24 protein-coding genes, 1 tRNA gene and 1 other RNA gene are annotated in these 24,902 nt (G+C 53.1%); 17 read left to right on the forward strand and 9 right to left on the reverse strand.

Going from position 1 to position 24,902, the window contains the following annotated elements:
- Nucleotides 1–36: 36 nt before the first annotated feature.
- Nucleotides 37–1,536 carry a leucyl aminopeptidase gene (locus tag IEX86_RS07335; protein ID WP_188865480.1) on the reverse strand — a complete coding sequence of 500 codons (1,500 nt, stop codon included), beginning with the start codon at nt 1,534–1,536 and terminating at the stop codon, nt 37–39.
- 156 nt (nt 1,537–1,692) lie between these two features.
- Here IEX86_RS07335 and lptF point away from each other — a divergent pair, with 156 nt between their 5' ends.
- Entirely contained in the window at nt 1,693–2,805 is a 1,113-nt protein-coding gene (gene lptF, locus IEX86_RS07340; protein ID WP_188865481.1) for an LPS export ABC transporter permease LptF, read from the forward strand.
- The gene (gene lptG / locus IEX86_RS07345) at nt 2,798–3,859 is read left to right on the forward strand and encodes an LPS export ABC transporter permease LptG (protein WP_188865482.1); all 1,062 of its coding nucleotides are present in this window, start codon (nt 2,798–2,800) and stop codon (nt 3,857–3,859) included. The genes lptF and lptG overlap by 8 nt, the downstream gene beginning before the upstream one ends.
- A gap of 581 nt (nt 3,860–4,440) precedes the next feature.
- Here lptG and IEX86_RS07350 read toward each other — a convergent pair.
- The 4 genes from IEX86_RS07350 to IEX86_RS07365 form a co-directional block, all read right to left on the reverse strand.
- Complete coding sequence (locus IEX86_RS07350; RefSeq protein ID WP_188865483.1) at nt 4,441–5,361, reverse strand: bestrophin family protein; 921 nt, start codon at nt 5,359–5,361, stop codon at nt 4,441–4,443.
- Nucleotides 5,362–5,408: 47 nt separating this feature from the next.
- The gene (locus IEX86_RS07355; protein ID WP_188865484.1) at nt 5,409–5,651 is read right to left on the reverse strand and encodes a hypothetical protein; all 243 of its coding nucleotides are present in this window, start codon (nt 5,649–5,651) and stop codon (nt 5,409–5,411) included.
- A 206-nt stretch (nt 5,652–5,857) separates the two neighbouring features.
- Complete coding sequence (locus tag IEX86_RS24985) at nt 5,858–6,010, reverse strand: Arm DNA-binding domain-containing protein (protein ID WP_229685293.1); 153 nt, start codon at nt 6,008–6,010, stop codon at nt 5,858–5,860.
- A gap of 340 nt (nt 6,011–6,350) precedes the next feature.
- Nucleotides 6,351–6,437: transfer RNA gene (locus IEX86_RS07365), tRNA-Leu, on the reverse strand.
- Between the two features lie 103 nt (nt 6,438–6,540).
- Here IEX86_RS07365 and queA point away from each other — a divergent pair.
- From queA to IEX86_RS07395, 6 genes are all read left to right on the forward strand, one after another.
- Nucleotides 6,541–7,584 carry a tRNA preQ1(34) S-adenosylmethionine ribosyltransferase-isomerase QueA gene (queA, locus tag IEX86_RS07370; protein WP_188865485.1) on the forward strand — a complete coding sequence of 348 codons (1,044 nt, stop codon included), beginning with the start codon at nt 6,541–6,543 and terminating at the stop codon, nt 7,582–7,584.
- A gap of 10 nt (nt 7,585–7,594) precedes the next feature.
- Entirely contained in the window at nt 7,595–8,713 is a 1,119-nt protein-coding gene (gene tgt / locus IEX86_RS07375; RefSeq protein WP_188865486.1) for a tRNA guanosine(34) transglycosylase Tgt, read from the forward strand.
- 30 nt (nt 8,714–8,743) lie between these two features.
- The gene (gene yajC, locus IEX86_RS07380; RefSeq protein ID WP_188865487.1) at nt 8,744–9,082 is read left to right on the forward strand and encodes a preprotein translocase subunit YajC; all 339 of its coding nucleotides are present in this window, start codon (nt 8,744–8,746) and stop codon (nt 9,080–9,082) included.
- A gap of 63 nt (nt 9,083–9,145) precedes the next feature.
- Nucleotides 9,146–11,014, forward strand: a complete 1,869-nt coding sequence (secD, locus tag IEX86_RS07385; RefSeq protein ID WP_188865488.1) for a protein translocase subunit SecD — start codon at nt 9,146–9,148, stop codon at nt 11,012–11,014.
- A 10-nt stretch (nt 11,015–11,024) separates the two neighbouring features.
- The gene (secF, locus tag IEX86_RS07390; RefSeq protein ID WP_188865489.1) at nt 11,025–11,933 is read left to right on the forward strand and encodes a protein translocase subunit SecF; all 909 of its coding nucleotides are present in this window, start codon (nt 11,025–11,027) and stop codon (nt 11,931–11,933) included.
- A 55-nt stretch (nt 11,934–11,988) separates the two neighbouring features.
- The gene (locus tag IEX86_RS07395; RefSeq protein ID WP_188865490.1) at nt 11,989–12,534 is read left to right on the forward strand and encodes a glycine zipper 2TM domain-containing protein; all 546 of its coding nucleotides are present in this window, start codon (nt 11,989–11,991) and stop codon (nt 12,532–12,534) included.
- Between the two features lie 52 nt (nt 12,535–12,586).
- On the opposite strand, the gene IEX86_RS07400 is transcribed toward IEX86_RS07395, so the two are convergent.
- The 4 genes from IEX86_RS07400 to IEX86_RS07415 are packed head-to-tail and all read right to left on the reverse strand — an operon-like array spanning nt 12,587 to nt 15,898.
- Complete coding sequence (locus IEX86_RS07400; protein WP_188865491.1) at nt 12,587–13,159, reverse strand: BON domain-containing protein; 573 nt, start codon at nt 13,157–13,159, stop codon at nt 12,587–12,589.
- Nucleotides 13,156–13,749 carry a phosphoheptose isomerase gene (locus IEX86_RS07405; RefSeq protein WP_188865492.1) on the reverse strand — a complete coding sequence of 198 codons (594 nt, stop codon included), beginning with the start codon at nt 13,747–13,749 and terminating at the stop codon, nt 13,156–13,158. The genes IEX86_RS07400 and IEX86_RS07405 overlap by 4 nt, the downstream gene beginning before the upstream one ends.
- Nucleotides 13,750–13,775: 26 nt before the next feature.
- Nucleotides 13,776–14,147, reverse strand: a complete 372-nt coding sequence (locus IEX86_RS07410; protein ID WP_373290407.1) for a YraN family protein — start codon at nt 14,145–14,147, stop codon at nt 13,776–13,778.
- The gene (locus IEX86_RS07415) at nt 14,144–15,898 is read right to left on the reverse strand and encodes a penicillin-binding protein activator (RefSeq protein WP_188865493.1); all 1,755 of its coding nucleotides are present in this window, start codon (nt 15,896–15,898) and stop codon (nt 14,144–14,146) included. Before IEX86_RS07415 ends, IEX86_RS07410 begins: the two co-directional genes overlap by 4 nt.
- A gap of 122 nt (nt 15,899–16,020) precedes the next feature.
- Between IEX86_RS07415 and rsmI the strand changes: the two genes are divergently transcribed.
- The 9 genes from rsmI to mraY all read left to right on the forward strand — a co-directional run bounded on the left by rsmI (nt 16,021) and on the right by mraY (nt 24,899).
- A complete protein-coding gene (gene rsmI / locus IEX86_RS07420) occupies nt 16,021–16,869 on the forward strand; it encodes a 16S rRNA (cytidine(1402)-2'-O)-methyltransferase (RefSeq protein ID WP_188865494.1) in 849 nt (282 codons plus the stop codon).
- Between the two features lie 47 nt (nt 16,870–16,916).
- Nucleotides 16,917–17,274: RNase P RNA component class A (gene rnpB / locus IEX86_RS07425), an RNA gene on the forward strand.
- A gap of 288 nt (nt 17,275–17,562) precedes the next feature.
- A complete protein-coding gene (mraZ, locus tag IEX86_RS07430) occupies nt 17,563–18,018 on the forward strand; it encodes a division/cell wall cluster transcriptional repressor MraZ (RefSeq protein WP_188865495.1) in 456 nt (151 codons plus the stop codon).
- A 2-nt stretch (nt 18,019–18,020) separates the two neighbouring features.
- Nucleotides 18,021–18,959 carry a 16S rRNA (cytosine(1402)-N(4))-methyltransferase RsmH gene (gene rsmH, locus IEX86_RS07435; RefSeq protein WP_188865496.1) on the forward strand — a complete coding sequence of 313 codons (939 nt, stop codon included), beginning with the start codon at nt 18,021–18,023 and terminating at the stop codon, nt 18,957–18,959.
- Nucleotides 18,956–19,249: a cell division protein FtsL gene (gene ftsL, locus IEX86_RS07440; RefSeq protein ID WP_188865497.1), complete on the forward strand. Its 294-nt coding sequence runs from the start codon at nt 18,956–18,958 to the stop codon at nt 19,247–19,249. Before rsmH ends, ftsL begins: the two co-directional genes overlap by 4 nt.
- A complete protein-coding gene (locus tag IEX86_RS07445) occupies nt 19,249–20,994 on the forward strand; it encodes a peptidoglycan D,D-transpeptidase FtsI family protein (RefSeq protein WP_188865880.1) in 1,746 nt (581 codons plus the stop codon). Before ftsL ends, IEX86_RS07445 begins: the two co-directional genes overlap by 1 nt.
- On the forward strand, nt 20,994–22,457 hold the full coding sequence (locus IEX86_RS07450; RefSeq protein WP_188865498.1) for a UDP-N-acetylmuramoyl-L-alanyl-D-glutamate--2,6-diaminopimelate ligase: 1,464 nt from the start codon (nt 20,994–20,996) through the stop codon (nt 22,455–22,457). The genes IEX86_RS07445 and IEX86_RS07450 overlap by 1 nt, the downstream gene beginning before the upstream one ends.
- Complete coding sequence (locus IEX86_RS07455; protein ID WP_188865499.1) at nt 22,450–23,817, forward strand: UDP-N-acetylmuramoyl-tripeptide--D-alanyl-D-alanine ligase; 1,368 nt, start codon at nt 22,450–22,452, stop codon at nt 23,815–23,817. Before IEX86_RS07450 ends, IEX86_RS07455 begins: the two co-directional genes overlap by 8 nt.
- Complete coding sequence (mraY, locus tag IEX86_RS07460; RefSeq protein ID WP_188865500.1) at nt 23,817–24,899, forward strand: phospho-N-acetylmuramoyl-pentapeptide-transferase; 1,083 nt, start codon at nt 23,817–23,819, stop codon at nt 24,897–24,899. The genes IEX86_RS07455 and mraY overlap by 1 nt, the downstream gene beginning before the upstream one ends.
- Nucleotides 24,900–24,902: the final 3 nt, after the last annotated feature.

A 24,902-nucleotide genomic window follows, 5' to 3' on the forward strand; every position in this document is an offset into this window, starting at 1 on the left:
CGACAGGGCTTGATAGTCCTGTCGCGGTGCGTTGAATCAGCCTTGGCTACGGTCTAGCAGATATTGCATTAGCAGCGGGACAGGACGGCCGGTGGAGGCTTTATCCTTGCCGCCGCTATTCCAGGCTGTACCGGCGATGTCCAGGTGGGCCCATTTGTAATTCTTGGCAAAGCGTGACAGGAAGCATGCTGCCGTAATGGTGCCTGCCTTGGGGCCGCCAATATTCGCGATATCAGCAAAGGGGCTATCAAGCTGCTCTTGATACTCATCATGCAAGGGCAGTTGCCATACACGGTCATCTGCCGCATCACCTGCTGCCTTGATCTGTTGAATCAGGTTTTCATCGTTACCTAGCAGGCCGGAAACGACAGAACCCAAGGCAGTGACGCAAGCGCCGGTCAGTGTGGCGATATCGATAACGGACTGCGGCTTGAAACGCTCGGCGTAGGTTAAGGTATCGCACAGTACCAAGCGGCCTTCGGCGTCTGTATTGAGGATTTCGACCGTTTGACCGCTCATGCTCGTGACGATATCGCCAGGACGCGTGGCTGTTCCGCTGGGCATATTTTCTGCACAAGCCAGCAGGCCTACCAGATTGATAGGCAGCTTAAGTTCCAGGGCTGCACGGAATGTACCCAATACGCTGGCCGCGCCGCACATGTCGTACTTCATTTCATCCATGCCCTGGCTGGGCTTGATGCTGATACCGCCGGTATCAAAGGTAATGCCCTTGCCAACAAGAACATGAGGGGCTACGTCTTTTGCTGCACCCTTGTATTGAAGAACGACCAGTCGGGGCGGCTGCTCGCTACCCTGCGCAACGGCCAGGAACGAGCCCATGCCCAGTTCGCGCATTTTCTTCTCATCCAGCACATCAACTTTCAGGCCGGTTTCCTTATGCTGCTTGCCTAATGCTTTTGCTTCGTCAGCAATGTAAGCCGGATTGCAGATATTGGGCGGCAGGTTGCCGAAGTCCTTTGCATAGGCGACACCCGCGGCAATAGCCTGTGCGTGAGCAAGTCCTCGCTCCATGTCCGCTTGGGATGCCTTATTTCCCGCCAGGATGATTTTCTTCAGGGCGCCAGATTCGGCCTTCTTACTCTTGAATCGGTCAAACACATACAAACCATCTGCCAGCGTCTCGACCAGCAGGCGGGCCTTTGCATAGCTATCACGTTGCTTGACAGGTACATCACCCAGGAAAAAGGCTGCATCAACGCCACCTAGGCCCTTAAGGACGCTCAATGCGGCGCTTATCAGTTTGCGATAGGCGCGATCACCCAATCCCTCTTCGGCGTTTCCAGTGCCTACCAGCAAAACGCGCTCAGCCTTGAGGCCTGCAAGGCCGGTCAGCAGAAGCGTCTGTCCCGGCTTGCCTGTAATATCACCGCGCTTGACGGCAGCACCCAGGGCGCCTGCGGTAGCGGTATCAACAGCGGCTGCCGAAGCGTCCATATAGCCATGTTCACCAACGGCCAGAACCAGCGTGGCTGTTTTCAATGTTTCCGGACTTGCACTTTTAACGAGAAATTCCATTACGAGAAGCTCCCCAAGACAAACGAGTAGGTTTGCAGGATAATGCCAGCTATTTTCGCCAGGGCCGCCTTGCGGGCTGCCTTGTGCGGGTCGGTTTAGCAACGGCGGCTAGTTTGAGCGTACGCGCCTGAGCCTGACAACCCTGGAGAGCCTTGTTTGATCGTCTTTCGTTATCTTGCACGTGAAGTTCTCACCACCATGGGCGCGGTAAGCGCCGTTTTGCTGGTGATAATCATGAGTGGTCGCTTCATTAAATATCTGGCTCAGGCTGCGCAGGGGATCCTGGATCCTGGTGCATTAATGATGATCATGGGGTATCGGATTCCCGGTTTCCTAGAGCTGATTCTACCGCTGGGCCTGTTTTTGGGGATTCTGCTTTCCTATGGTCGTCTGTACCTGGAAAGTGAGATGACTGTCCTCTCTGCTACGGGGATGAGCCAGCAGCGCCTCCTGGCCTATACCATGGCCCCGGCAGCGCTCGTTGCGCTCGTCGTGGCATGGTTGAGCCTGTCGTTGACGCCTATTGGCGTTCAGCGCGTAGGCGAGATCCTGAATCAGCAGGACGCCTTGACCGAGTTCGATACGCTAGCGCCTGGTCGCTTCCAATCACTGCGTAATGGCTCGCGGGTGACCTATACCGAAGCGCTTAGTAGTGATCGTACTCAGCTTTCAGGCGTATTTATTTCTGAAAAAAATGAAGCTAAGGGCGGAGCTGATAGTGGTATCGGCGTTTTGATCGCTGATAAGGGCCACCAGGAAATTCACCCAGATGGCAGTCGTTACCTGATCCTGGAAAATGGATTCCGCTATGACGGTACGCCAGGTCAGGCTGATTATCGCGCGGTTCAGTATGATACCTACGGGGTTTTGCTGCCCAAGCCGGAGGTCAGTACAGATGTAGGTGCACGTGAAGCGATTCCGACGCGTGACCTTATATCCAGTGACGATATTCGCCAGAAGGCTGAATTGCAGTGGCGGATTTCTATTCCGGTGCTGGTTTTTATCGTTACGTTGATAGCGGTACCGCTATCACGTGTCAATCCACGTCAAGGGCGCTTTCTCAAGCTCCTGCCGGCTATTCTGCTCTACATGGCCTACTTGTCCCTGCTAATTGCTGCCCGCGGCTCGCTCGATAAGGGCAAGCTTCCGCCTGCTATTGGCCTTTGGCCGGTTCATCTGCTGTTCCTTGCGTTAGGTTTACTGCTGGCCTTCTGGGCGCCGTTGCGCCTTTCCATGCGCCGCCGTGCTACGGAGAAAGGTCATGAGTAAGCTCGATCGTTATATAGGACGCTCGGTCCTTATCAGTATCCTGGCTGTTCTAGGCGTTATTCTGGGTCTGGCACTGCTGTTTGCCTACATCGACCAGCTAGGCGATCTCGATGATAACTATGGCGCTCTACAGGCCCTTACCTACGTACTGCTGACTGCACCTCGGCGGGCTTATGAGCTCCTGCCGATGGCAGCCTTGATTGGTTGTCTGATTGGTCTGGGCTCACTGGCCAGCAGTAGCGAGCTAGTTGTCATGCGTGCCGCAGGTGTCTCGCTGGCTCAGATTGTCTGGGCTGTGATGAAGCCCATGCTGTTAATCATGCTCGCTGGAGTGCTTATTGGTGAGTATGTTGCTCCTTGGTCTGAAAACGTTGCTCAGAGTAACCGTGCCATGGCGCAAGGGAAGGGTGATGCGCAAAGCTCCAAACATGGCTTATGGCATCGCCAAGGGCGTGAGTATGTTCATATCAACGCGGTGCTGCCCAACGGAGTCTTGTTTGGTATTACACGCTATCAATTCGACGAGCAGCGCCATTTGCTGTCAGCGAGCTTTGCCAAGCGGGCCGAGTATCAGGGCGATCACTGGGAGCTACAAACGATTTCCACGACTCACTTCCGTGATCGTCATACTGAAGTCGTAACAGCTCCCACAGAAAATTGGGACATTGAGCTGACGCCACAGATACTGGATACAGTCGTGATGGAGCCTGATGCCTTATCCATCTCAGGCTTGTGGTGGTATATCCATTACCTGGCGGAGCAAGGGTTAAATAATGCCTCTTACTGGCTGGCATTTTGGGGCAAGGTGTTCCAGCCGATAGTAACAGCAGCGCTCGTGTTGATGGCTATTTCATTCATCTTTGGCCCGTTGCGCTCGGTAACATTGGGTCAGCGTATCTTTACCGGGGTGGTGGTGGGGTTTGTATTCCGTATCGCTCAGGACTTGTTAGGGCCTTCCAGTCTGGTGTTTGGTTTCTCGCCAATGCTGGCGGTTCTGGTGCCCGCCGGTATCTGTGCATTGGCGGGTATATGGCTACTGCGTAAGGCAGGCTGACAAGCCCTTCTAAAAAGCCGAACACATAAGTGTTCGGCTTTTTTATGCGCGCTCTATTTGTACGGTTTATGGTCTGGCTGTTTGACGCCAAGTCAGACCAGCTTCGCTGGCGCTCATCGAGTAAAGACCTATCCCCAAGCATAAATACGAGAAAATAGCAGCTGCAAAAGGTAGGGCGGTCTGAGATAAGTTAAGGGTTGTGCCGCTATATTCGGATGCTCCAGATTTGCATGCCTAAGGTCTCACCCTGATGCATGAGGAAGCCCGAAAAAAGCAAAACTGATCGCCTGATTAGGCTTGTCAGTACAGGGTCTCTCCCTTAAATCTCCTCTTTCTCCCATGGCTTCAAGAGTGCTGCTACTGTCCAGGCAGCCAGTGTTCCCAAATAACCAGATGTCAGGCTGAAAAGAAGAATACAGTCATAGGTGCCAGGACTAGTTGTCTAGCAAGACTGGCAGGCGCCTATTCTTGGTACAGAAGAGCTGATGTGCGAGGCATGGGCGAGATGCAGGCGGCAGCTGTTACCGTTCTACTGCAGCATATGCCATGGCCTGATAGGTGCGATCTGCTTTGCCAGAGACTTACAGCAATACACCGTCCTGGGGTTTTAACGGTGGTGGTAGGTCGTGCTCACCCAGCAGTTCAAGCAGTGAAATTTCCAATCCTCTGCACATGGCGTTAAGCGGCAGATCATTTGGCATTTTGTCGAACGGGTCGGCTATCTGATCTCCAAGAGCATCAAGCCCGAAAAAGGTATAGGCCAGTACACATACTGCAAGTGGGGTGAACCATCCGATGCTATCTACCAGGCAGAACGGCAGTAGGAAGCAGTAGATATGGACAGTTCGGTGCAGCATCAGAATGTAAGGGTAGGGAATAGGCGTGTTTCTGATGCGCTCACAGCCGCCTAGTACATAGGAAAGGCGGCTTATTTGCTGATCTATGGAGCTTAGAAGTATCTCGCTGGTGTTGTGCTGGCGCACCATTCGACTGATATTCTGCCCAAGAATACCTAGTATCACGTTCGGTCTGTTGGTGGCTGCCAACACCTGCTTGCAGTCATGAGGCCCGAGCAGGCGCTTTAAATCAGCTTCTGGGTCATCGTTACGCAGATGATCACGTAGCGCATGGCTGAACGCGGTGAGCTGCAGAGCAATGGATCGTTGTTCGTCAGCTGTCAGGCCAGGTAAGAAGCTAAGTGTTTGCCGGACAAGGTTGCGCGAAACGATAAGTAGCTCTCCCCATAACGTGCGCGCTTCCCAAAAGCGTTGGTAAGCCACGCTATTACGAAAGCCCAGAAATATCGCCAGTGTCAGCCCCCAGAGCGTAAAGGGCGTAGCTGTCAAAATGACTTTGTAGTGATAAAGGGTGCCATGAGTCGCTACTACAAAGGAGCTAAGCAGTACTGTGTAGAGTACTCGCTTCCAGATAGCGGGGATGATGGAGCCTTTCAAGGAAAACAGCAGCACCCATAAAGACGGGGTCTGTGGGCGTACGATCATGCTAACCCTTCACGCAAATACAAATATAGGTAATCAAGCAGGTGACGCTAGCATTGGGAAATGTCACCGTAGAGACGTAAGGTTCTTTCCTGGATTTCTTCCTTTATCTCGTCAGCGACCGTCTTGAGTAAAACGGCATGATGCAGTTGAGAGGCGTGCAGATCCCGCTCGACAATAATGCCATGGGATGTCGTAACAATAACCCTAGCGAAATTCTCACCCCTTTCCAGGCATTCCACTTTACCTTCGCAGGCGAGTTGACTGACTAGCGCGGCCAGCAAGTTCTTCATGTCCATGTCCCCTGAGGTCTATCAGAATGACATGACTTCTGGTCCGTGAGTTCTTGCCGTTTAGCGGAAGAGAGTGGGAGAGGGATGCTTGGGAACTCATGCGGCGTAAAAAGCTTCGCTCAACATAATGTTTTTAGAAGGATATTGATAACCATAGCCTTAGTTCGGTCGTCTCAGCAAAGCGTGGTTTATTATAGGCGTACCGCTCACACGCCAGCATCTCCAAGGTATGAGTTTGTGCTACTAGAGTTATTTTCTCGGCTTGCTTGTATGTCACTCGCGAATAGCTTTCGCGCATCTTCATGACGCTCACAAGCCTTGGCCAGCGTAACGGCATGGTAGGTACCTAGCCCTAACATTTTGGCTTTACCGGCGAACCGGGACCGATAGCGCCAGAGCTTAGAGCCGTTGGGGTAATTCCGAGGCACAGCCCTGGTGCATCACCTGAGCATAAAGCTTCTCGCAAGGCTTAGCGTTCTTGATGGCGGTATCTGTGAGTGTCACAGTGATTGCCTTCAAGCTGCACCAAGCGTACCGCTCAGCTGAGAATGTGAGTAGAAAGTTTGACCGAACTCGATCTACTCACATTAGATTGGGCTTACAAGGGAAGGCTTGGGAATCATAGGCACAAAAAAACCGGCTCTAGGGCCGGTTCTTTTGATGTTTCGGGACTTGGTGGGAAGTCCTGAAAACTTTGTATGGTGCCTCGGGAGAGACTCGAACTCTCACTCTGTCGCCAGAAACGGATTTTGAATCCGCCGCGTCTACCGATTCCGCCACCGAGGCAATGGCGGCGCAGTATAGAGATGAGTTTGTTTCGAGTCAACGCTTTAAATGGTCATATTTCATCTCTTCCGGTAAGCTGTGCGACCTTTCGAGATGAGCCGGCATGCAAGTTTCTGATTTTTACTTTGAACTACCTGAATCGCTCATAGCACGCCATCCACTATCCGAGCGCCGCGCAAGCCGCTTGCTGGCACTGGATGGACCCTCTGGAGCGATCAAGCATCAGCAGTTTTCCGATCTGCTTGATTATTTGCGTCCAGAAGACCTCATGGTCTTCAACGATACGCGGGTCATTCCTGCGCGTTTGTTTGGGCAAAAAGCCAGTGGTGGAAAGCTTGAAATACTCGTCGAGCGTGTGTTGGATGAGTTCAAGGTTCTAGCTCATGTGCGTTCCAGTAAGTCTCCTAAGCCTGGCTCGTTGATCCATATCGAGGGCGGTGGCGAAGCGGAAATGCTGGCACGCCACGATGCACTGTTTGAGCTGCGCTTTGCAGAGCCTGTTCTAGGCCTTCTGGAGCGAGTAGGGCACATGCCGCTACCGCCCTATATTGATCGCCCGGATGATGAAGCGGACCGTGAGCGCTATCAGACCGTCTATGCTCGCAACGCAGGAGCTGTTGCTGCTCCTACCGCCGGATTGCATTTTGACGAGGCTATGCTGCAAGCCATTCGTGAAAAGGGAGTCGAGACTGAGTTTGTGACGTTGCATGTGGGAGCCGGTACGTTCCAGCCTGTTCGTGTTGATCGCATCGAAGATCATCACATGCATCGAGAGTGGTTACAGGTAAGCCAAGCTGTGGTCGATGCCGTTAAGCGCTGTAAGGCGCGCGGTGGACGGGTCGTTGCCGTAGGTACGACCAGTGTTCGTTCGTTGGAAAGTGCAGCACGTGATGGTCAGCTCAAGGCGTTCAGTGGTGATACGGATATCTTTCTTTATCCAGGAAAGCCTTTCCATGTCGTCGATGCGCTGGTTACCAATTTTCATCTGCCAGAGTCGACCTTGCTAATGCTTGTTTCGGCTTTTGCAGGTTATCGCGAGACAATGGCGGCATATGCCGCTGCCGTTGAGCATAAATACCGTTTCTTTAGTTATGGTGATGCCATGTTCATTACCCGTAACCCAATCGCCAAAGGGCCAGAGTCCTGAAATGAGCTTCATGAATTTTGAATTGCTGGCGACCGAAGGCCGGGCCCGTCGAGGCCGGCTGAGCTTTCCTCGCGGCGTAGTCGAGACCCCTGCCTTTATGCCCGTGGGTACCTACGGCACCGTCAAGGGCATGTTGCCACGGGATATCGAGGCGATTGGGGCACATATTATTCTGGGGAATACCTTCCACCTTTGGTTAAGACCCGGTGTCGAGGTTATTAACCGACATGGTGACCTGCATGACTTCATGCAATGGAAAGGGCCTATTCTCACGGATTCAGGCGGTTTTCAGGTGTTCAGCCTGGGAGCGCTACGCAAGATTAAGGAGGAGGGCGTCTACTTCGCCTCGCCGGTTGATGGCTCCAAGGTTTTCATGGGGCCAGAGGAGTCCATGGCGGTTCAGCGAGCACTAGGATCGGACATTGTCATGATCTTTGACGAGTGCACGCCTTATCCGGCCGACTTCGAAACAGCTAAGCGCTCCATGGAGCTATCGCTGCGCTGGGCTAAGCGATCACGTATTGCCCACGGCGATAGTCCTTCTGCGCTATTTGGCATCGTGCAGGGCGGGATGCATGAGGAGTTGCGCCTGCGCTCGCTTGAAGGGCTCGAAAACATCGGCTTTGATGGTTATGCCATTGGTGGACTTTCAGTAGGTGAGCCGAAAGAAGAAATGATCCGGGTTTTGGATTTTCTTCCGCCACACCTACCGGCCGACAAACCTCGTTACCTCATGGGTGTTGGAAAGCCGGAAGATCTGGTCGAAGGTGTGCGGCGTGGCGTCGACATGTTCGACTGTGTAATGCCTACGCGTAACGCACGTAACGGCCATTTGTTCATTGATACCGGTGTTCTCAAGATTCGTAATGCTGTTCACCGGCATGATGAATCACCATTGGACCCGACATGCGACTGCTATACCTGCCGTAACTTTTCCCGTGCCTATCTTCATCATTTGGATAAGTGCGGCGAAATGCTAGGGAGCATGCTGAATACAATCCATAACCTGCGTCACTATCAACGGGTGATGTCTGGTTTACGCGATGCTATTCAACAAGGTAAATTGGCCGACTTCGTCGATTCCTTCTACGCACGCCGCGGCTTGCCTACCCCGCCGTTGGCAGATTGATTTCCAGACTTTGCAACAGGAGTTATTGCAATGAGTTTTCTGATCCCCGCTGCCTATGCCCAGGAGACTGCTCCGGCGGCTGCCGCACCAGGTGGTGAATATATTCAGTTCATCTTCCTGATCGGCTTCGTGGTTATTTTTTACTTTTTGATCTGGCGTCCTCAAGCCAAGCGTGCCAAGGAGCATAAGAATCTGCTGGGCAATCTGCAGAAGGGTGATGAAGTAGTAACGTCCGGTGGTATTGCTGGGCGCGTAGTAAAGGTAGCGGACGATTTCGTAGTTATCGAAGTCTCCGATACTGTTGAACTCAAGTTCCAGAAAGGTGCAATTGCCGCTACGTTGCCCAAGGGCACGTTGAAAGCAATTTAATCCTACCTCTAGGTACATGTACGGGGCGCGCAAGGCGCCTCGTTTCTTAATCCGGGCGGTGTCATGCTCAATAAATATCCCTTATGGAAATACCTGCTGATTCTGGCAGTGCTGGTGATCGGCTTCATTTATTCTGCGCCTAATCTTTATCCCGATGATCCTGCTATTCAAATCAGTAGCTCAAGCACGGAACTGACGGTTAATCAAGCAGAGCTGGATAACGTTACCAAAGCTCTGGCCAGTGCCAATATCAACGTAAAAGCTGCCGGTCTGGCCGCTGATGGCAAGCGCGGCCTTATTCGACTGGCTAAGGCTGATGATCAGCTGCCGGCTCAGGATGTGGTGCGTAAAGCTTTGGGTGATGACTTTGTCGTTGCGCTTAACTTGGCGCCGACTACCCCCGAGTGGCTGCGTAATCTTGGTGCAAGCCCGATGAAAATGGGACTTGACCTGTCAGGTGGCGTTCATTTCCTGCTATCCGTTGATATGGACAAGGCTGTCGACGCACGCATAAAGGTCTATGACAGCGAGGTGAAAACACTGCTTCGTCGTGACCGCATCCGTTACCGCAGCTTGCCACAGCAGGGTAATGTCATACAGCTGGGCTTTGCTGACGCACAAGCTTTAGAGCAAGCGTCTGACCTGATCCGGAAGAGTTACAACGATTTTGTATTGACGAATGAAACGCGCGATGACCTTCAGGTGCTGCGTCTCGAATTGTCTCAGGCCAAGCTGACGGAAATTCGTGAATACTCTATCAAACAGAACCTGACAACTGTCCGTAACCGTGTAAACGAGCTGGGTGTTGCTGAACCGCTGGTTCAGCGTCAAGGCGCTAATCGTATTGTCGTAGAGCTGCCTGGCGTACAGGACACTGCCGAGGCGAAGCGTATTCTTGGCAAGACAGCAAACCTGGAGTTCCGTCTGGCTGCAACGCAAGATACGCCGCGCAGTGCAACAGAGAGCTTTGAGTTCCGTGAGGCGGGCCGTCAGTCCGTTCCGCTGGAACGTAGCGTGATTATTACCGGTGACCAAGTTACGGATGCCTCCGCAAGCTTTGATGAAAATGGTCGTCCGCAAGTAAACATCAAGCTGGATGGACATGGCGGTGATCTGATGAGTCGTGCCACGCGTGGCAACATCGGGCACAGCATGGCTGTAGTGTTTATCGAGCAAAAGCCCGTCACTCGCTATGAGCGTCAGTCTGTTAATGGTGTTGAAAAGGATGTGGCAGTCCCAAGCTTTCAGGAAGATCGCCGCATCATTAGCTTGGCTACCATTCAATCCACTCTGGGCAATAGCTTTCGTATTACAGGCCTGAACGGTCCAGGCGAGGCCTCTGAGCTTGCATTGTTGTTACGTGCCGGTGGTCTTGCGGCGCCTATGTATTTTGCTGAAGAGCGTACGTTAGGCCCAAGCTTGGGAGCGGATAATATTGCCAAGGGTATAGATGCTGCGCTTTGGGGGATGGCATTTGTATCCTTGTTCATTATCGTGATTTACCGCGTCTTTGGTGTAATCGCAACAGTGGCACTGGCTTTCAACATGGTTCTTCTTGTTGGCCTGATGTCTGTCCTCAATGCAACACTTACCCTGCCGGGTATCGCCGGTATCGTGCTGACAATGGGCATGGCGGTCGATGCCAACGTGCTGATCTTCTCGCGTATTCGCGAAGAGTTGGCTAATGGCATGCACGTGCAGCGAGCCATTCACGAGGGCTTCAGCCGGGCATTTAGTGCGATTGTTGATGCCAACCTGACCACACTGCTAGTGGGGGCGATCCTGTTTGCTATGGGTACCGGCCCGGTCAAGGGCTTTGCTGTCACTATGTCGCTCGGTATTTTCACCTCCATGTTCACAGCCATCATGGTGACTCGTGCAATGGTCAACCTGAGCTTTGGCGGCCGTAACATCAAGAAGCTGTGGATTTGAGGGAGCTGTGATGAAACGAACCATTAATTTTATGGGTATACGCAATATTGCGTTCGCCCTAACGCTACTGCTGACATTGATTGCCATTGGTAGTTTGTTTACCAAGGGGCTCAATCTTGGTCTGGACTTTACGGGTGGTACCCTTATTGAGTTGCGCTACGAAAAGGCAGCAGATTTGGGCAGCATTCGTACTCAGCTGGAGCATTCAGGCTTCAAGGATGCAGTTGTTCAAAGCTTTGGTGCGACCACCGATGTACTGGTGCGCATGCCCGGTGACGATGCCCAGTTAGGACAAAAGGTTGCGGCTGCGCTGCAGCAGGCCGCTAACGAAAATCCGGCTTCTGTTGTCCGCGTCGAGTTCGTAGGGCCTCAGGTGGGCGAGGAGCTGCGAGATCAAGGTGGCCTGGGCATGCTTCTGGCGCTGGGTGGTGTGTTGCTATACGTGGCCTTTCGCTTTCAGTGGAAGTTTGCGTTGGGAGCAATCCTTTCTCTCGTACACGACGTCATTGTTACTCTCGGCGTATTGTCCTTTTTCCAGGTAACGTTCGATCTGACCGTCTTGGCTGCAGTATTGGCCATTATTGGTTATTCATTGAATGACACCATTGTGGTGTTCGACCGGGTCCGCGAAAACTTCCGCGTCCTGCGTAAAGCGAGCTTGATCGATAACATCAACATTTCTACTACGCAGACATTGCTCAGAACCCTTGCAACATCAATCTCAACACTGCTGGCAATTACAGCATTGCTGGTTTTTGGTGGTGATAACCTCTTTGGTTTCTCTGTCGCCCTGTTTATTGGTGTGCTGGCAGGAACTTACTCGTCGGTTTACATCGCAAACGTTGTACTGATCTGGCTAAACCTGAACTCGGAAGACCTAATGCCTCCTGCAGCAAAGGAACTTGATGACAAACCTTGATGTCCAAGGCTTGGAATAAGGTGGATGCCTTGTTGGTAAATCAGGAGAGATGGACGTGAATAAATCGATGCTCGTAGGAACGGTATTGGGCGCAGTTCTGGTTACGGCTGGAGGTGCTGTTGCCTATGGTGTTTCAGATCGAGGTCCAAAGTTCGCTGAGGTCGTAACTGTCCAGCCGGTCAAGGAAACGATCAAAACGCCCCGTGAGGTCTGTAAGGATGTGGCGGTTACACACCGCCGCCCCGTACAGGATCAGCACCAGATTGCAGGAACTGCTATTGGTGCTGTAGTCGGCGGTTTGTTGGGTAATCAGGTGGGTGGAGGTAATGGGAAGAAGCTTGCCACTGTTGCTGGCGCTGTAGGCGGCGGTTACGTTGGTAACAAGACCCAGGAGCACATGCAGAACTCCGATACTTACACCACTACTCAAAAGCGCTGCAGTACTGTTACAGACACCAGCGATAAGGTAGTGGCTTATGACGTCAAGTATTTGCTGGATGGCAAGGTAGGACAGGTTCGCATGGACCGTGATCCTGGTAAGCAGATCCCTGTACAGGGCGGTCAGCTGGTATTGGCAGAGCAGACAGCTTCCGCTCAGTAAGAAAAACAGTATAAAAAAACCCGCCTCAAGGCGGGTTTTTTGTCGCTCACTATTAATCAATATATTCGAAAAGCTTCACTATTCTCTGAACGCCGGAAACGCTCTGGGCCACACTTGTGGCTAAGTTAGCTTCTTGGCGAGTAACAAGGCCAAGCATATAAACGATACCGTTTTCCGTGACTATCTTGATGCGCGAGGCAGGCACGTTGTTGTCGGTAAGCATCTTGCTTTTGATTTTGGTAGTGATCCAGGTGTCGTTGTTGCGAGCCAGTAAGGAAGAGGGCTCAAGCACCTGTATTTCGTTATGAACTAATTTTACGCGCTGTACATTGCGTGCAACCTGCTCAGCCTGGGCCTTTAGCTCCTGGCGCGGTGTCTGGCCAGCCAAGAGCACCACGCCGTTATAGCTGACTACTACAATGTGTGACTTATCCAGGTCGGGGTTGGCCTTGGATATATTTACTTTTGCCTTGGTCTCGATCAGCGAGTCATCGATTTTGCTGCCAATGGTTCGTGTACCCCGGTTGTCGGCTATGGGATCATCACGAGTAGCGCTTAAAACGCCACTGCAGCCGCTGAGTATGACGGTGAGGGCAAGGCAGGATAATGCCAAGCATTTTTTCATTCTTCACTCCCGAACAGTTGCTGATCTATCTGGTCGCACAGGCAGTGGATAACTAACAGATGCACTTCCTGAATACGTGCTGTCACCTTAGAGGGGACACGTATCTCTATGTCCTCTGGCAAAAGCAGTGAGGCCATGCCGCCTCCGTCTCGCCCGGTAAGCGCGACAACGGTCATCTCCCGGTCATGGGCCGCCTGTATGGCTTGAATCACATTGGCTGAATTTCCACTCGTGGAAATAGCCAGCAGTACGTCGCCTGGCTGGCCCAGTGCCCGTATCTGCTTTGAGAAAACCTCATTGTAACTGTAGTCATTAGCAATCGAGGTTATGGTTGAGCTATCAGTTGTGAGGGCAAGGGCGGGCAGGCTTGGGCGCTCACGCTCGAAGCGGTTAAGCAATTCTGACGAAAAGTGCTGGGCATCTCCTGCGGAACCACCGTTTCCGCAGGACAGGATCTTTCCTTCATTCAGCAGTGCATTGACCATTACCTGACTTGCGTGCTCGATATGAGGCACAAGAACGTCCACGGCTTGACGCTTGGTCTCAATACTGTCCAGGAAGAGTTTGGTAATGCGGGCTTGCGTGTCCATCGGGTTTGCTGACCTTGTGAAACTACTCAGGAATCGAATGCATTTTTGATCCATTCGAGATGTGAAGGTGTATTGCCGGCAGCTGGACTGAGCGCAACAACATCAAAGCGACAAGGGGATTTGGCCCAACGGGACTCGCTTTGAAGAAAAAGCTGTGCAGTTGCAATCAGACGTTGGCGCTTTCTCGCGTCAATGCTTTCAACGGCTCCGCCCCAGGCACTATGACGCCTGGAGCGTACTTCCACAAATACTACTGTATCCCTGTCGAGCATGACCAGATCAAGCTCGCCGCAGCGTCGAGACCAATTGCGCGTCAGCAATTTGAGCCCTTGCTCTTGTAAATAGGCAAGCGCCTGGTTTTCAGCCGCTTGCCCACTCTCGCGTGTTGTGATTTTCACAGCGTGCCGGGTTGTGAAACGGGCTGAACCTGTCCGTTAACAAACTGTGCCCAAGGCAGTTTGCGTACGACGCGCTGTGTTGGACTTAACGTCAATTCTCCTGAAAGCCCATTTATTTGCGTATTGGGTAAGGCTTTAAGCTGGGGTAGGCGTGTGGATAGCAAGTAGGCGTCTGCGCCCATGGCGTAGAGACGACCTAGGCTGCTAGACGCCTGCGGCCATTGAGTGACTACCTTGCGGCGAACGGGATCATTGGCGTTGAGTAGCCAGGGCGTTTCACAGAATTGAATTCCATTCAGATCCTGATCCTGGGCGGGATTACTGCTGCCGGAGTACAGGTGTGAAGTAGCATAGACGGGGATGTCGCCTGCGTATTGATACGCCAGGGTCGGCTTGATTTGACGAGCCTGCTGGGGCGTAGCGGCAAGAAAGATAAAGTCAATACTTTGCCCACCCTGACGGTTTTGCAGCAGACGCGTAATCTGGCGTGCCAACTCTACCGGCTGATCAATCCGCTCGGCGCCAAGCAGCATGCCGCCCTTTGCGCGCCACTCTTGATCGAAGGCCGCGAGTACGCGGTCGCCCCAATCGCCCCGAGGAACCATAGCTACTGCAGTATGCTTTCCTTCGTCGGCGGCACGACCAGCCGCTTCGCGCGCTTCGTCCTCTGCTGCCAGGCCGAACTGATAGAGCTGCTTCGGACCTGTCCCTTGGCTATCGCTATAGTTGAGCGCAAGGGTGGGTAAGGGGAGTTGCTGATGATCGCTCAGCTGCTTGACCAGATTCTTTTCTAGCGGACCAACTACCAGTTGAGCGCCGTCGGCCTTGGCTTGGCGATAAAAGTCGTCAATGGAGCGCACTTGGGTACTGTCGTAAAAGGATACGGCAGGAGGTGTTTGGCCGTTTTGCTGGCTTTCATAGAGCGAAGCCATGAAGCCGTCCTGTAGGGCCTTGGATACATTAGCCAGTTGCCCCTGTTGGGGGAGGAGCAGAGCGATATGCGTTAGTGGCTGCTGCTCTACAGTACGAAGCTTTTCGAGCGCTTGCGGAAGGCGAGAAGCAGCAGGGTGATTGGGGTTCTGTTTGCGCCAGTCCTCAATAGCGGCAAGCTGATCATCCAGCGAGCTATTTGAGAGAGTGATATTAGACAGGGCTAGCCAACCATTGAGCTCACTATTGCCTGGAACGGGTTGGAGTTGATCGGCTGGAAGGCTGGAAATCAAACTCCAGATGGCTTCGTGGTTAGCGCTGGCTTGGTCGCTTTTCAGGAGTGGGGCGATAAAGATGCGCTCTTTGGCTGCTGCCAGTATCTGATTATCGGCTTGCAGGGCGCGCGCTTTTACCATGGACACGCTGATTTGCTGTTCGACAGGCAGTTCGCCTAAGCGCTCAAAGCCTGGTTGCTGAAGTGCCTTCAGAGCCTCCTTTGGTTGATTTTCTGCCAGAGAAATTTCAGCACTCAGTGTGCCGGCATACACTTGAGGTACAGGCTTCAATTGTTGCAGTTGAATACTGCGTAGTATCTGTTTGGCCTGTGTAAAATTTTGCTGCTTATAGGCGATCTCGGCAGCCGAGAGGCGCAGCATATTTGCCTTCTCTGATGTATCGCTGCCCGCCTGCTCAAGCAGTTGCTGTATGTTGGCTTGGGGGATACGAGGCAGTTCGCCCAGCGTGTTGGAAGGCGAACTCGCACAGGCGGCGAGCAGGCTGATGAGTGGAACGCTAAGTAGCGTACGCAGGCGAACAGTCATGGCGTAATTCCTGGCGCAAATCAATTAATGGGCTGGATTGTAGCGAGTGCCGGTGAGCGGCGCGAATAGCGATGCCTCGAAACGCGTACAATGGATGCCTTTCTTGATACAAGAGTTTCATTATGAGTACTCCCGGCACGCTTTACATCGTTGCAACCCCCATTGGTAATCTGGAGGACATTAGCGCCCGGGCGCTGCGCATTCTGAAAGAGGTATCGCTGATTGCTGCCGAGGATACGCGCCATTCCTCGCGGCTACTTCAGCATTTTGGCATCAATACGCCGTTGGCGGCTTGTCATGATCATAATGAGCGCGAGCAGGGTGGGCGCTTCATTAATCGCCTGCTCGAAGGAGGAAGTGTCGCGCTTATCTCTGATGCAGGAACCCCGCTGATTTCCGATCCTGGTTTTCACTTGGTGCGACAGGCGCGTGCGGCGCATATTCCGGTTGTGCCGGTTCCAGGCGCCAGTGCTGTCATTGCTGCACTCTCTGCTGCGGGACTCCCGTCTGACAGGTTTATTTTTGAGGGTTTTCTTCCCGCCAAGACGACAGCGCGACGGAGCCGCCTGGACGCCCTGAAGCAGGAAGAGCGGACATTGATTTTTTACGAAGCGCCCCATCGCTTGATGGAAAGCGTTGAGGATCTCGCCGCAATTATGGGAGGCAACCGGATCGCTGTATTGGCTCGGGAGCTGACCAAGACCTTTGAAACCATCAAAGATGCGCCACTTGAGGAGCTGGTCGGGTGGATACGCTCTGATGCCAATCAGCAGCGAGGGGAGTGTGTTTTATTGGTCGCAGGCTATGAGTCGCCTGATAAGGACTCGCTAAGCCCCGAGGCTATTAGGGTTCTCAACATCCTGTTAGCTGAATTACCTCTCAAACGAGCGGCTGCAATCGCCGCCGAGATTACCGGAGAGCGTAAGAACATGCTGTATCAGCATGCTCTTGAGCAGCAGAGCAAAGAGTAAAAGTCAAGGTTGTTATACGCCTGGTATCTAGGTACCCTTGCGCCCGGAGAGTCGATCGGACAGTCGCTGCTCCTATTGCGCAAGCAACAGGAGGGGAGGAAAGTCCGGGCTCCATAGGGCAAGGTGCCAGGTAACGCCTGGGAGGCGTGAGCCTACGGAAAGTGCCACAGAAAACAACCGCCTAAGCGCGCAAGCGCCGGTAAGGGTGAAAAGGTGCGGTAAGAGCGCACCGCACGGCTGGCAACAGTTCGTGGCTAGGTAAACCCCACCTGGAGCAAGACCAAATAGGAATCCATAGGCGTGGCCCGCGCTGGATTCGGGTAGGTTGCTTGAGGCAGCTAGTGATGGCTGTCCTAGAGGAATGACTGTTCTCGACAGAACCCGGCTTACAGATCGACTCTCCACCCCCTTTCTTTCTCCCGCTTCACATACCTGCCCACAGTCCTATCTAAGAAATTACTTTAACTAGTCGACCCAATTAGTTGAGTTAATTTCCGTTTGTCGGAAAACTATGTTTCCCGCCGGTTCGCTAAAAGCCTCATAATTTCTGTAACTCCTTAGTCTGCAAGCCTTTTTGTGCAATGGGCTCGCCTTGACGGTGGGGGGAGCGCGTCAATATAGTGTGCCCGGTGGTACGAAGTGGTTAAAAGTGGGATTTAATGGTAGGGAAAGCCAGCCAAAGGAAGAAGCAACTTGTTCCGTGGAGCGAATGCCATCAGCCTTGACGCCAAGGGGCGCCTTACGATGCCAAGTCGGTACCGTGATGAGCTTCTAGAGCGTTGTGCCGGCCAGCTCATCGTGACAATTGATGCCATTGATACTTGCCTTTGCGTTTATCCCCTTCCCGAATGGGAAATCATCGAAAGCAAACTCCGTGAACTTCCATCTTTAAGAGAAGAAACACGTCGTTTGCAGCGTTTGCTAATTGGTAATGCCGTAGACCTTGAGCTGGATGGAAATGGGCGCTTTCTAGTGCCACCTCGCTTAAGGGATTACGCTCGCCTGGATAAGCGCGCTGTACTGGTAGGGCAGCTGAACAAGTTTCAGCTGTGGGATGAGGGTGCCTGGAATGGTCTGTGTGAAAGCGACCTCAAGGCAATCAAGGAACCCGGCGGTTTGCCGGAAGAACTGCGCGATTTGATCCTGTGAATATGACCACTACGTTCAGCCATGTCACTGTCTTGCTCGACGAAGCTGTCGAAGCGCTGGCTGTGCGTCCCGAAGGCCTTTATGTCGATGGCACATTTGGCCGCGGAGGGCATAGCCGTGCAATCCTTGCGCGACTTAAAAGCGGAAGCCTGCTTGGTTTCGACAAGGATCCTCAAGCGATCCAGTCGGGACAAGCACTGGCGGCCGAAGATGGCCGCTTTGTCATTGTGCAGCGCAGCTTTGCCGATATGGGCGAGGAGCTGTCGCAGCGCGCCTGGGCGGGACGTACGGATGGCGTGCTTCTCGATTTAGGCGTGTCTTCTCCGCAGCTAGATGATCCTGAGCGCGGATTCAGCTTTATGCATGATGGTCCTTTGGATATGCGTATGGATTCGTCTCGTGGCGTAAGTGCTGCCGAGTGGATTTCAACCGCGCCAGAAGACGAAATCAGCCGCGTCTTTAAAGAGTATGGAGAGGAGCGGTTTGCCAAGCGGATGGCCCGGGCTGTTGTGCAGCGTAGAGAAATTACTCCCTTTACACGTACAGCTGATCTGGCCCAGGTGCTGACTGACGCAAATCCTGCCTGGGAAAAAGGCAAGCACCCGGCTACGCGAGCGTTTCAGGGCATTCGGATTTTTATCAATAACGAGTTGGGTGATCTGGAAAGAGGGTTAGACGCCGCCTTTGAAAGCTTGGCTGTAGGCGGGCGGCTCGTGGTGATCAGCTTTCATTCCCTGGAAGACAGAATCGTCAAGCTCTTCATGCGTCGCCTGGCTAAGGGCGAGGCCGATAAGCTTCCACGAAATCTTCCCATACGTACACAGGCTTTCGAGCCTCGTGCCCTTTTGGTAGGCAAGCCTGTATATGCCTCCGAGGCTGAGTTGTCCATCAATCCCCGGTCCCGAAGCGCAATCATGCGTATTGCGGAGAAACTGCGATGAGTAGTCTCTTTGTAAAGCGTCTGCCCAAGGGCAGTATGACCATGCTGGTTCTTTTTATAGCCGTCCTGCTGTCTGCTGTTGCTGTTGCCTACAGCGCTCATTGGAATCGGCAGTTGCTTAATACGCTGTACTCCGAGTTGAGCGTCCGTGACAAAGCCCAAGCTGAATGGGGGCGTCTATTGCTTGAGCAAAGCACGTGGACGGCTCACAGCCGGATCGAGGCACTGGCTAGTGATCAGCTCAAGATGCGCATCCCTGATCCTGAAGAGATCAAGATGGTGTCGCCGTGATGAAACTGGAAGGCATTCAGCATCCATGGCGATTTCGCCTGGTTGTCCTTGGCTTGGCAGGTATGGTTTCCGCCATTGGTTGGCGTGTCGTTGACCTGCATGTCATTGATCGCGCCTTCCTGAAAGGACAAGGGGATGCTCGAAGCGTCAGAACCATTCCCATTGCTGCTCACCGTGGCTTGATTACTGATCGTAATGGTGAGCCGCTTGCTGTTAGTACACCCGTTAGCACAATCTGGATAAACCCCAAGGAGCTGGCGGGTGCCAAAGAGAAGTGGTCGATTCTTGCTGAGTCCGTAGGTCAGGCGTATGGCGGCTTGGCCAAGCGGTTGGAGCGGAACGCCAATCGAGAATTCCTCTATCTGGTCCGAGGAATAACACCAGAGCAAGGTGCGGCTGTAATGGCTACGGTCAAGCAGCACAAGATTCCTGGTGTTTATGACATTGAAGAGTTTCGGCGCTTCTATCCCGCTGGCGAAGTCGCGGCGCATGTTGTTGGCTTTACCGATATCGATGATCGTGGCCGGGAAGGTATTGAGCTGGCTTTCAACGATTGGCTGGCCGGTGTTCCTGGCAAGCGGCAGGTCCTAAAAGACCGTCGGGGCAGGGTTATTAAGGATGTCCAGGTCGCGAAGAATGCCAAGCCCGGTAACTCCATTGCCTTGTCTATTGATCTGCGTCTTCAATACTTGGCGAACCGTGAGTTGCGTAATGCGCTGGCACAGTTCGGCGCCGTATCCGGCAGCCTGACGATGGTCGACGTCAAAACGGGTGAGATTCTCGCCATGGTCAACCAGCCTACCTACAACCCGAACAATCGTCGCAGCCTGAACCCCGCCAGCATGCGCAATCGGGCCATGATTGATGTGTTCGAGCCAGGGTCCACAATGAAGCCGCTTTCAATGAGTGCTGCTTTGGAAAGTGGGCGCTGGAAACCATCGGACACGGTCAACGTCTATCCGGGCTATTTGCAGATCGGCCGCTATACGATCAAAGACGTTGCCCGCAGCCAAGGCCCGCTTGATCTGACAGGTATTCTGATCAAGTCCAGTAACGTGGGTATGAGCAAGATTGCCTTCGATATTGGTGGCGAAGCCATTTATAACACCATGCGACAGTTTGGTCTTGGGCAGGACACGGGGTTGGGTTTTCCCGGTGAGCGCGTAGGTAATCTTCCGAACTACCGTAAGTGGCATCCCGCTGAAACGGCGACGCTCTCATACGGCTATGGCCTCTCTATCACCGCCATTCAGCTGGCACATGCCTATGCCACATTGGCTAATAATGGAAGTTTTATCCCGCTTTCCCTGACACGCGTAGAGCGGTCTCCCGAGGGGTCTCAAGTTGTTCCCCAACAAGTGGCTAAAACCCTTCAGGGTATGCTGCAGCAAGTAATTGAGGCGCCTACCGGGGTGTTCCGTGCCCAGGTTCCGGGGTATCACGTTGCTGGAAAAAGCGGTACTGCACGCAAGGCAGCAGTAGGCGCTAAAGGCTATGCGCAAAACTCATATCGCTCTTTATTTGCCGGTTTTGGACCGACTAGCAACCCGCGTATTGCCATGGTGGTTGTCATTGATGAGCCCAGTAAGGGCGGTTATTACGGCGGTGTAGTTTCGGCGCCTGTCTTTAGTCGAGTCATGGCAGGTGCTTTGCGGCTTATGAACGTTTCACCTGACAACATTGCACCGCTGCCGGAGCAGGAGCAAGCCAGCGCTGCTGAAGTCCCTAATGGAGGGCGCGGTTGATGGAAGTACCTCTTGCCCAGTTAGTGCCGCAGGCCAGCAATGACGTTTCGGTAAAAGCACTTTGTCTGGATAGCCGACACGTCCAGCCAGGCTCTGTTTTTTTTGCAGTACCCGGTGGGGTGCGTGATGGACGTCTGCATATTGCTGAGGCAATTAGCAAGGGCGCGTCGGCAGTAGTTTATGAGGCGGACCAGGCTCCTGCTTTGCCTCCTGCTGCAGTACCTCTTGTTCCGGTTAAAGGGCTTGGTGCTCAGCTTTCTGCTATTGCTGGGCGCTTTTACGGCGAACCCAGCGCAGCGCTTACTCTAATAGGTGTTACCGGTACCAATGGTAAAACCAGTGTGACCCAGCTAATTGCCCAGGCCTGTGAACGCTTAAAGCAGCGTTGCGGTATCGTGGGCACCTTGGGCACAGGTTTTTGGGGAGCACTTGAGGCTGGCCGACATACAACACCCGACCCCTTTGCCGTGCAGGCCGGATTGGCCATGCTCAAGGATCAGGGTGCTCAAGCCGTTGCGATGGAAGTTTCGTCCCATGGGCTAGAGCAAGGGCGTGTAGCTGCGGTGCAATTCGATATTGCAGTGTTTACCAATCTGTCCAGAGACCATCTCGATTACCACGGCACTATGGAAGCGTATGCCGCTGCCAAGGCCAAGTTGTTTCAATGGTCTTCCCTACGCGCTCGGGTAATCAATATCGATGACAGCCAGGGCCGTCATTTGGCTGAGGCCAAGCACACCTCTCAGCTGATTACATTCAGTCTAGAAAATCCGGCCGCTACGGTTTGCTGCAAGCAAATCTCTTTTAGTGATGCCGGTATCCAAGCCGATCTAGTGACTCCTTATGGCGAGGCCAGGCTAGTCAGCTCGTTAATTGGCCGCTTCAATCTCAGCAACCTGATCGCCGTAGTAGGGGCCTTGCTAGGTATGGGCTTTACTCTGAGCGATATCCAGGGCGTCATGCCAGCGCTTCAGGGGCCAATCGGACGTATGCAGCGGTTGGGAGGCGGAGCGCAACCCCTTGTCGTAGTCGATTACGCCCATACCCCTGATGCACTTGAGCAGGTTCTCAATGCCTTGCGTCCTCACACTAAAGGGCGTCTGGTCTGCGTGTTCGGCTGTGGTGGTGATCGTGATGGCGGAAAACGCCCGCTGATGGCTCGTATCGCCGAGCGTTTGGCCGACGTTGTCATCGTTACCGATGACAATCCTCGTACAGAGTCCAGTTCTCGAATCATTGACGATATTCGTGCCGGCTTTAATGAGCCAGCACGTGCAACATTTATTGCCGCTCGCGATGAGGCTATTGCGTATGCCATCGAAATGGCTGCCTGTAACGATGTAGTGCTCATTGCTGGAAAAGGGCATGAGGACTATCAGGAAATCAATGGTATCAGGATGCCTTTCTCCGATTTGGAGCAGGCCGCTCGTGGGCTGGTTGCAAGGGGCGACAGCAATGCTTAAACCAATGTTTCTTCAGGATTTGACCGGCCCGCTTTCGGCTTTCCTGAAAGGACAAAATGTAAGTTTTACAGCAGTGTCGACTGACAGTCGTACGCTGGAGGCGGGACAGTTGTTTATTGCGCTGACAGGGCCTCGATTCGATGGCCATGCCTATTTGTCTAGCGTAGCGGCAAAGGGGGCCATTGCTGCACTGGTCGAAAAAGAGCAGCCCGACCTGGATCTGCCTCAACTGATTGTGAAGGACACGCGTGTTGCTCTAGGGCAGCTGGGCGAACTTAATCGGCTTTCTTTTGCGAGGCCGGTGATTGCCGTTACTGGCTCAAGTGGCAAAACAACAGTCAAGGAAATGCTAGCAGCCGTTTTGAGCACGCTGGGCTCGACCCTAGCGACCCAGGGCAACCTGAATAATGATCTAGGCGCTCCGCTGACACTGTTAAAGCTGGAGCAGGATCATCAGTATGCCGTTATCGAACTGGGCGCTTCACGCCTGGGCGAGATTGCTTATACCGTAGGGCTTACTCATCCGCATGTATCCATCATTACCAATGCGGGGCGTGCCCATGTAGGCGAGTTTGGCGGTGTCGAAAAAATTATCGAGGCTAAGGGTGAGATTCTGGAGGGATTGGCAGCAAACGGCACTGCCATCTTAAACCGGGACGATCAGGCCTTCGAAATCTGGAGAAAACGAGCCAAGGGTCGCACCGTTATCAGCTTTGGCCTGAATGACACGGCTATGTTCCGGGCTGTGGATGTCATGCGTGATGACCGTGGCTGCTCATCTTTCACGCTGGTTAGTCCGGCGGGCTCTGCTCACATTCAGCTGAACCTCCTAGGGGAGCATAACGTTGTAAATGCACTGGCAGCCGCCGCCGCTGCCCATGCCCTAGGTGTGGGACTTGAGCATATTGTCCAAGGGCTTGAAGCTCTACAGCCGGTTAAGGGGCGGACGGTAAGCAAGCTGGGCATCAATGGCTCCCGCGTTATTGATGACAGCTATAACGCTAACCCGGGATCCATGAAAGCTGCCGTCGATGTTCTGACCGGTTTTTCTGGTCGTACCATTCTTGTATTGGGTGATATGGGTGAATTGGGTGAGTGGGCTGAATCCGCTCATCAGGAAGTCGGTGAGTATGCGAAGGGCAAGGTTTCCGCATTCTATGCCGTGGGTCCCCTCATGAAGCATGCCGCTGAGGCCTTTGGTGCTAATGCCCGCCACTTTGATGACCAGGTTGCATTAATCGAGGCGCTGCTCCTCGAAGCAGCCTCCGAATCCACGTTTTTGATCAAAGGCTCGCGTAGTGCAGCGATGGATAAAGTCGTTTTAGCGCTGTGCAATAAAGATGTTGAGGAGAAACACTGATGTTGTTGCTGCTGGCGGAGTTCCTGCAACAATTCTATAAGGGCTTCGCAGTCTTTCAGTACCTGACCCTACGTGGCATTTTTGGTGTGTTGACAGCGCTTGTGCTTTCACTTGCCTTGGGGCCATGGATGATCCGTACCTTACAAATACGGCAGATTGGTCAGGCGGTACGTAACGATGGACCGCAGTCACACCTTTCAAAGTCTGGCACCCCTACGATGGGCGGTGCATTGATTCTGACATCGATAGGTATCAGTACTCTGCTTTGGGCGGATCTCAGCAACCGTTATGTATGGACTGTCCTGGCTGTCACATTCCTGTTCGGCGCTATTGGTTGGGTGGATGACTATCGTAAGGTAATCGAGAAGAACTCTCGAGGCTTGCCTAGCCGGTGGAAATACTTCTGGCAATCAGTGTTTGGCTTAGGAGCGGCGATCTTCCTTTATATGACTGCCAAGTCACCTATCGAGACAACGTTCATTGTTCCACTGCTGAAAAACATCGAAATCCCGCTTGGGATTTTCTTCGTTGTGCTGACCTATTTTGTCATCGTCGGATCAAGTAACGCCGTCAACTTGACTGATGGTCTAGACGGTTTGGCCATCATGCCGACTGTCATGGTAGGCGGTGCTCTAGGTATCTTTTGCTACCTCTCCGGTAACGTGAGGTTTGCCGATTACCTTCTGATTCCCTATGTAGAGGGGTCTGGTGAGCTAATTGTCTTTTGTGGCGCATTGATAGGCGCAGGGTTGGGCTTCTTATGGTTCAACACTTATCCGGCCATGGTGTTCATGGGGGATGTGGGCGCACTAGCCTTGGGTGCGGCGCTTGGGACCATCGCCGTTATCGTAAGACAGGAAATTGTGCTCTTCATCATGGGTGGTGTGTTCGTGATGGAGACCTTGTCAGTAATGATTCAGGTTGCCTCGTTCAAACTCACCGGCCGTCGCGTTTTTCGCATGGCACCAATACATCACCATTTTGAACTTAAAGGCTGGCCTGAACCGCGCGTTATCGTTCGGTTCTGGATCATCACCGTCATTCTGGTGTTGATCGGTCTGGCTACGCTGAAACTGAGGTAAGGC

It is taken from the genome of Pseudomonas asuensis, assembly GCF_014646755.1.
In the GTDB taxonomy this organism is placed as follows: domain Bacteria; phylum Pseudomonadota; class Gammaproteobacteria; order Pseudomonadales; family Pseudomonadaceae; genus Chryseomonas; species Chryseomonas asuensis.

Excerpts from the sequence above, each read along its gene's own strand:
- IEX86_RS07335 (WP_188865480.1), bottom strand. The coding sequence starts at position 1,536 with ATGGAATTTCTCGTTAAAAGTGCAAGTCCGGAAACATTGAAAACAGCC.
- lptG (WP_188865482.1), top strand. The coding sequence starts at position 2,798 with ATGAGTAAGCTCGATCGTTATATAGGACGCTCGGTCCTTATCAGTATC.
- IEX86_RS07350 (WP_188865483.1), bottom strand. The coding sequence starts at position 5,361 with ATGATCGTACGCCCACAGACCCCGTCTTTATGGGTGCTGCTGTTTTCC.
- IEX86_RS07355 (WP_188865484.1), bottom strand. The coding sequence starts at position 5,651 with ATGAAGAACTTGCTGGCCGCGCTAGTCAGTCAACTCGCCTGCGAAGGT.
- IEX86_RS24985 (WP_229685293.1), bottom strand. The coding sequence starts at position 6,010 with ATGTTAGGGCTAGGTACCTACCATGCCGTTACGCTGGCCAAGGCTTGT.
- queA (WP_188865485.1), top strand. The coding sequence starts at position 6,541 with ATGCAAGTTTCTGATTTTTACTTTGAACTACCTGAATCGCTCATAGCA.
- tgt (WP_188865486.1), top strand. The coding sequence starts at position 7,595 with ATGAATTTTGAATTGCTGGCGACCGAAGGCCGGGCCCGTCGAGGCCGG.
- yajC (WP_188865487.1), top strand. The coding sequence starts at position 8,744 with ATGAGTTTTCTGATCCCCGCTGCCTATGCCCAGGAGACTGCTCCGGCG.
- secD (WP_188865488.1), top strand. The coding sequence starts at position 9,146 with ATGCTCAATAAATATCCCTTATGGAAATACCTGCTGATTCTGGCAGTG.
- secF (WP_188865489.1), top strand. The coding sequence starts at position 11,025 with ATGAAACGAACCATTAATTTTATGGGTATACGCAATATTGCGTTCGCC.
- IEX86_RS07400 (WP_188865491.1), bottom strand. The coding sequence starts at position 13,159 with ATGAAAAAATGCTTGGCATTATCCTGCCTTGCCCTCACCGTCATACTC.
- IEX86_RS07405 (WP_188865492.1), bottom strand. The coding sequence starts at position 13,749 with ATGGACACGCAAGCCCGCATTACCAAACTCTTCCTGGACAGTATTGAG.
- IEX86_RS07415 (WP_188865493.1), bottom strand. The coding sequence starts at position 15,898 with ATGACTGTTCGCCTGCGTACGCTACTTAGCGTTCCACTCATCAGCCTG.
- rsmI (WP_188865494.1), top strand. The coding sequence starts at position 16,021 with ATGAGTACTCCCGGCACGCTTTACATCGTTGCAACCCCCATTGGTAAT.
- rsmH (WP_188865496.1), top strand. The coding sequence starts at position 18,021 with ATGACCACTACGTTCAGCCATGTCACTGTCTTGCTCGACGAAGCTGTC.
- ftsL (WP_188865497.1), top strand. The coding sequence starts at position 18,956 with ATGAGTAGTCTCTTTGTAAAGCGTCTGCCCAAGGGCAGTATGACCATG.
- IEX86_RS07445 (WP_188865880.1), top strand. The coding sequence starts at position 19,249 with ATGAAACTGGAAGGCATTCAGCATCCATGGCGATTTCGCCTGGTTGTC.
- IEX86_RS07450 (WP_188865498.1), top strand. The coding sequence starts at position 20,994 with ATGGAAGTACCTCTTGCCCAGTTAGTGCCGCAGGCCAGCAATGACGTT.
- IEX86_RS07455 (WP_188865499.1), top strand. The coding sequence starts at position 22,450 with ATGCTTAAACCAATGTTTCTTCAGGATTTGACCGGCCCGCTTTCGGCT.
- mraY (WP_188865500.1), top strand. The coding sequence starts at position 23,817 with ATGTTGTTGCTGCTGGCGGAGTTCCTGCAACAATTCTATAAGGGCTTC.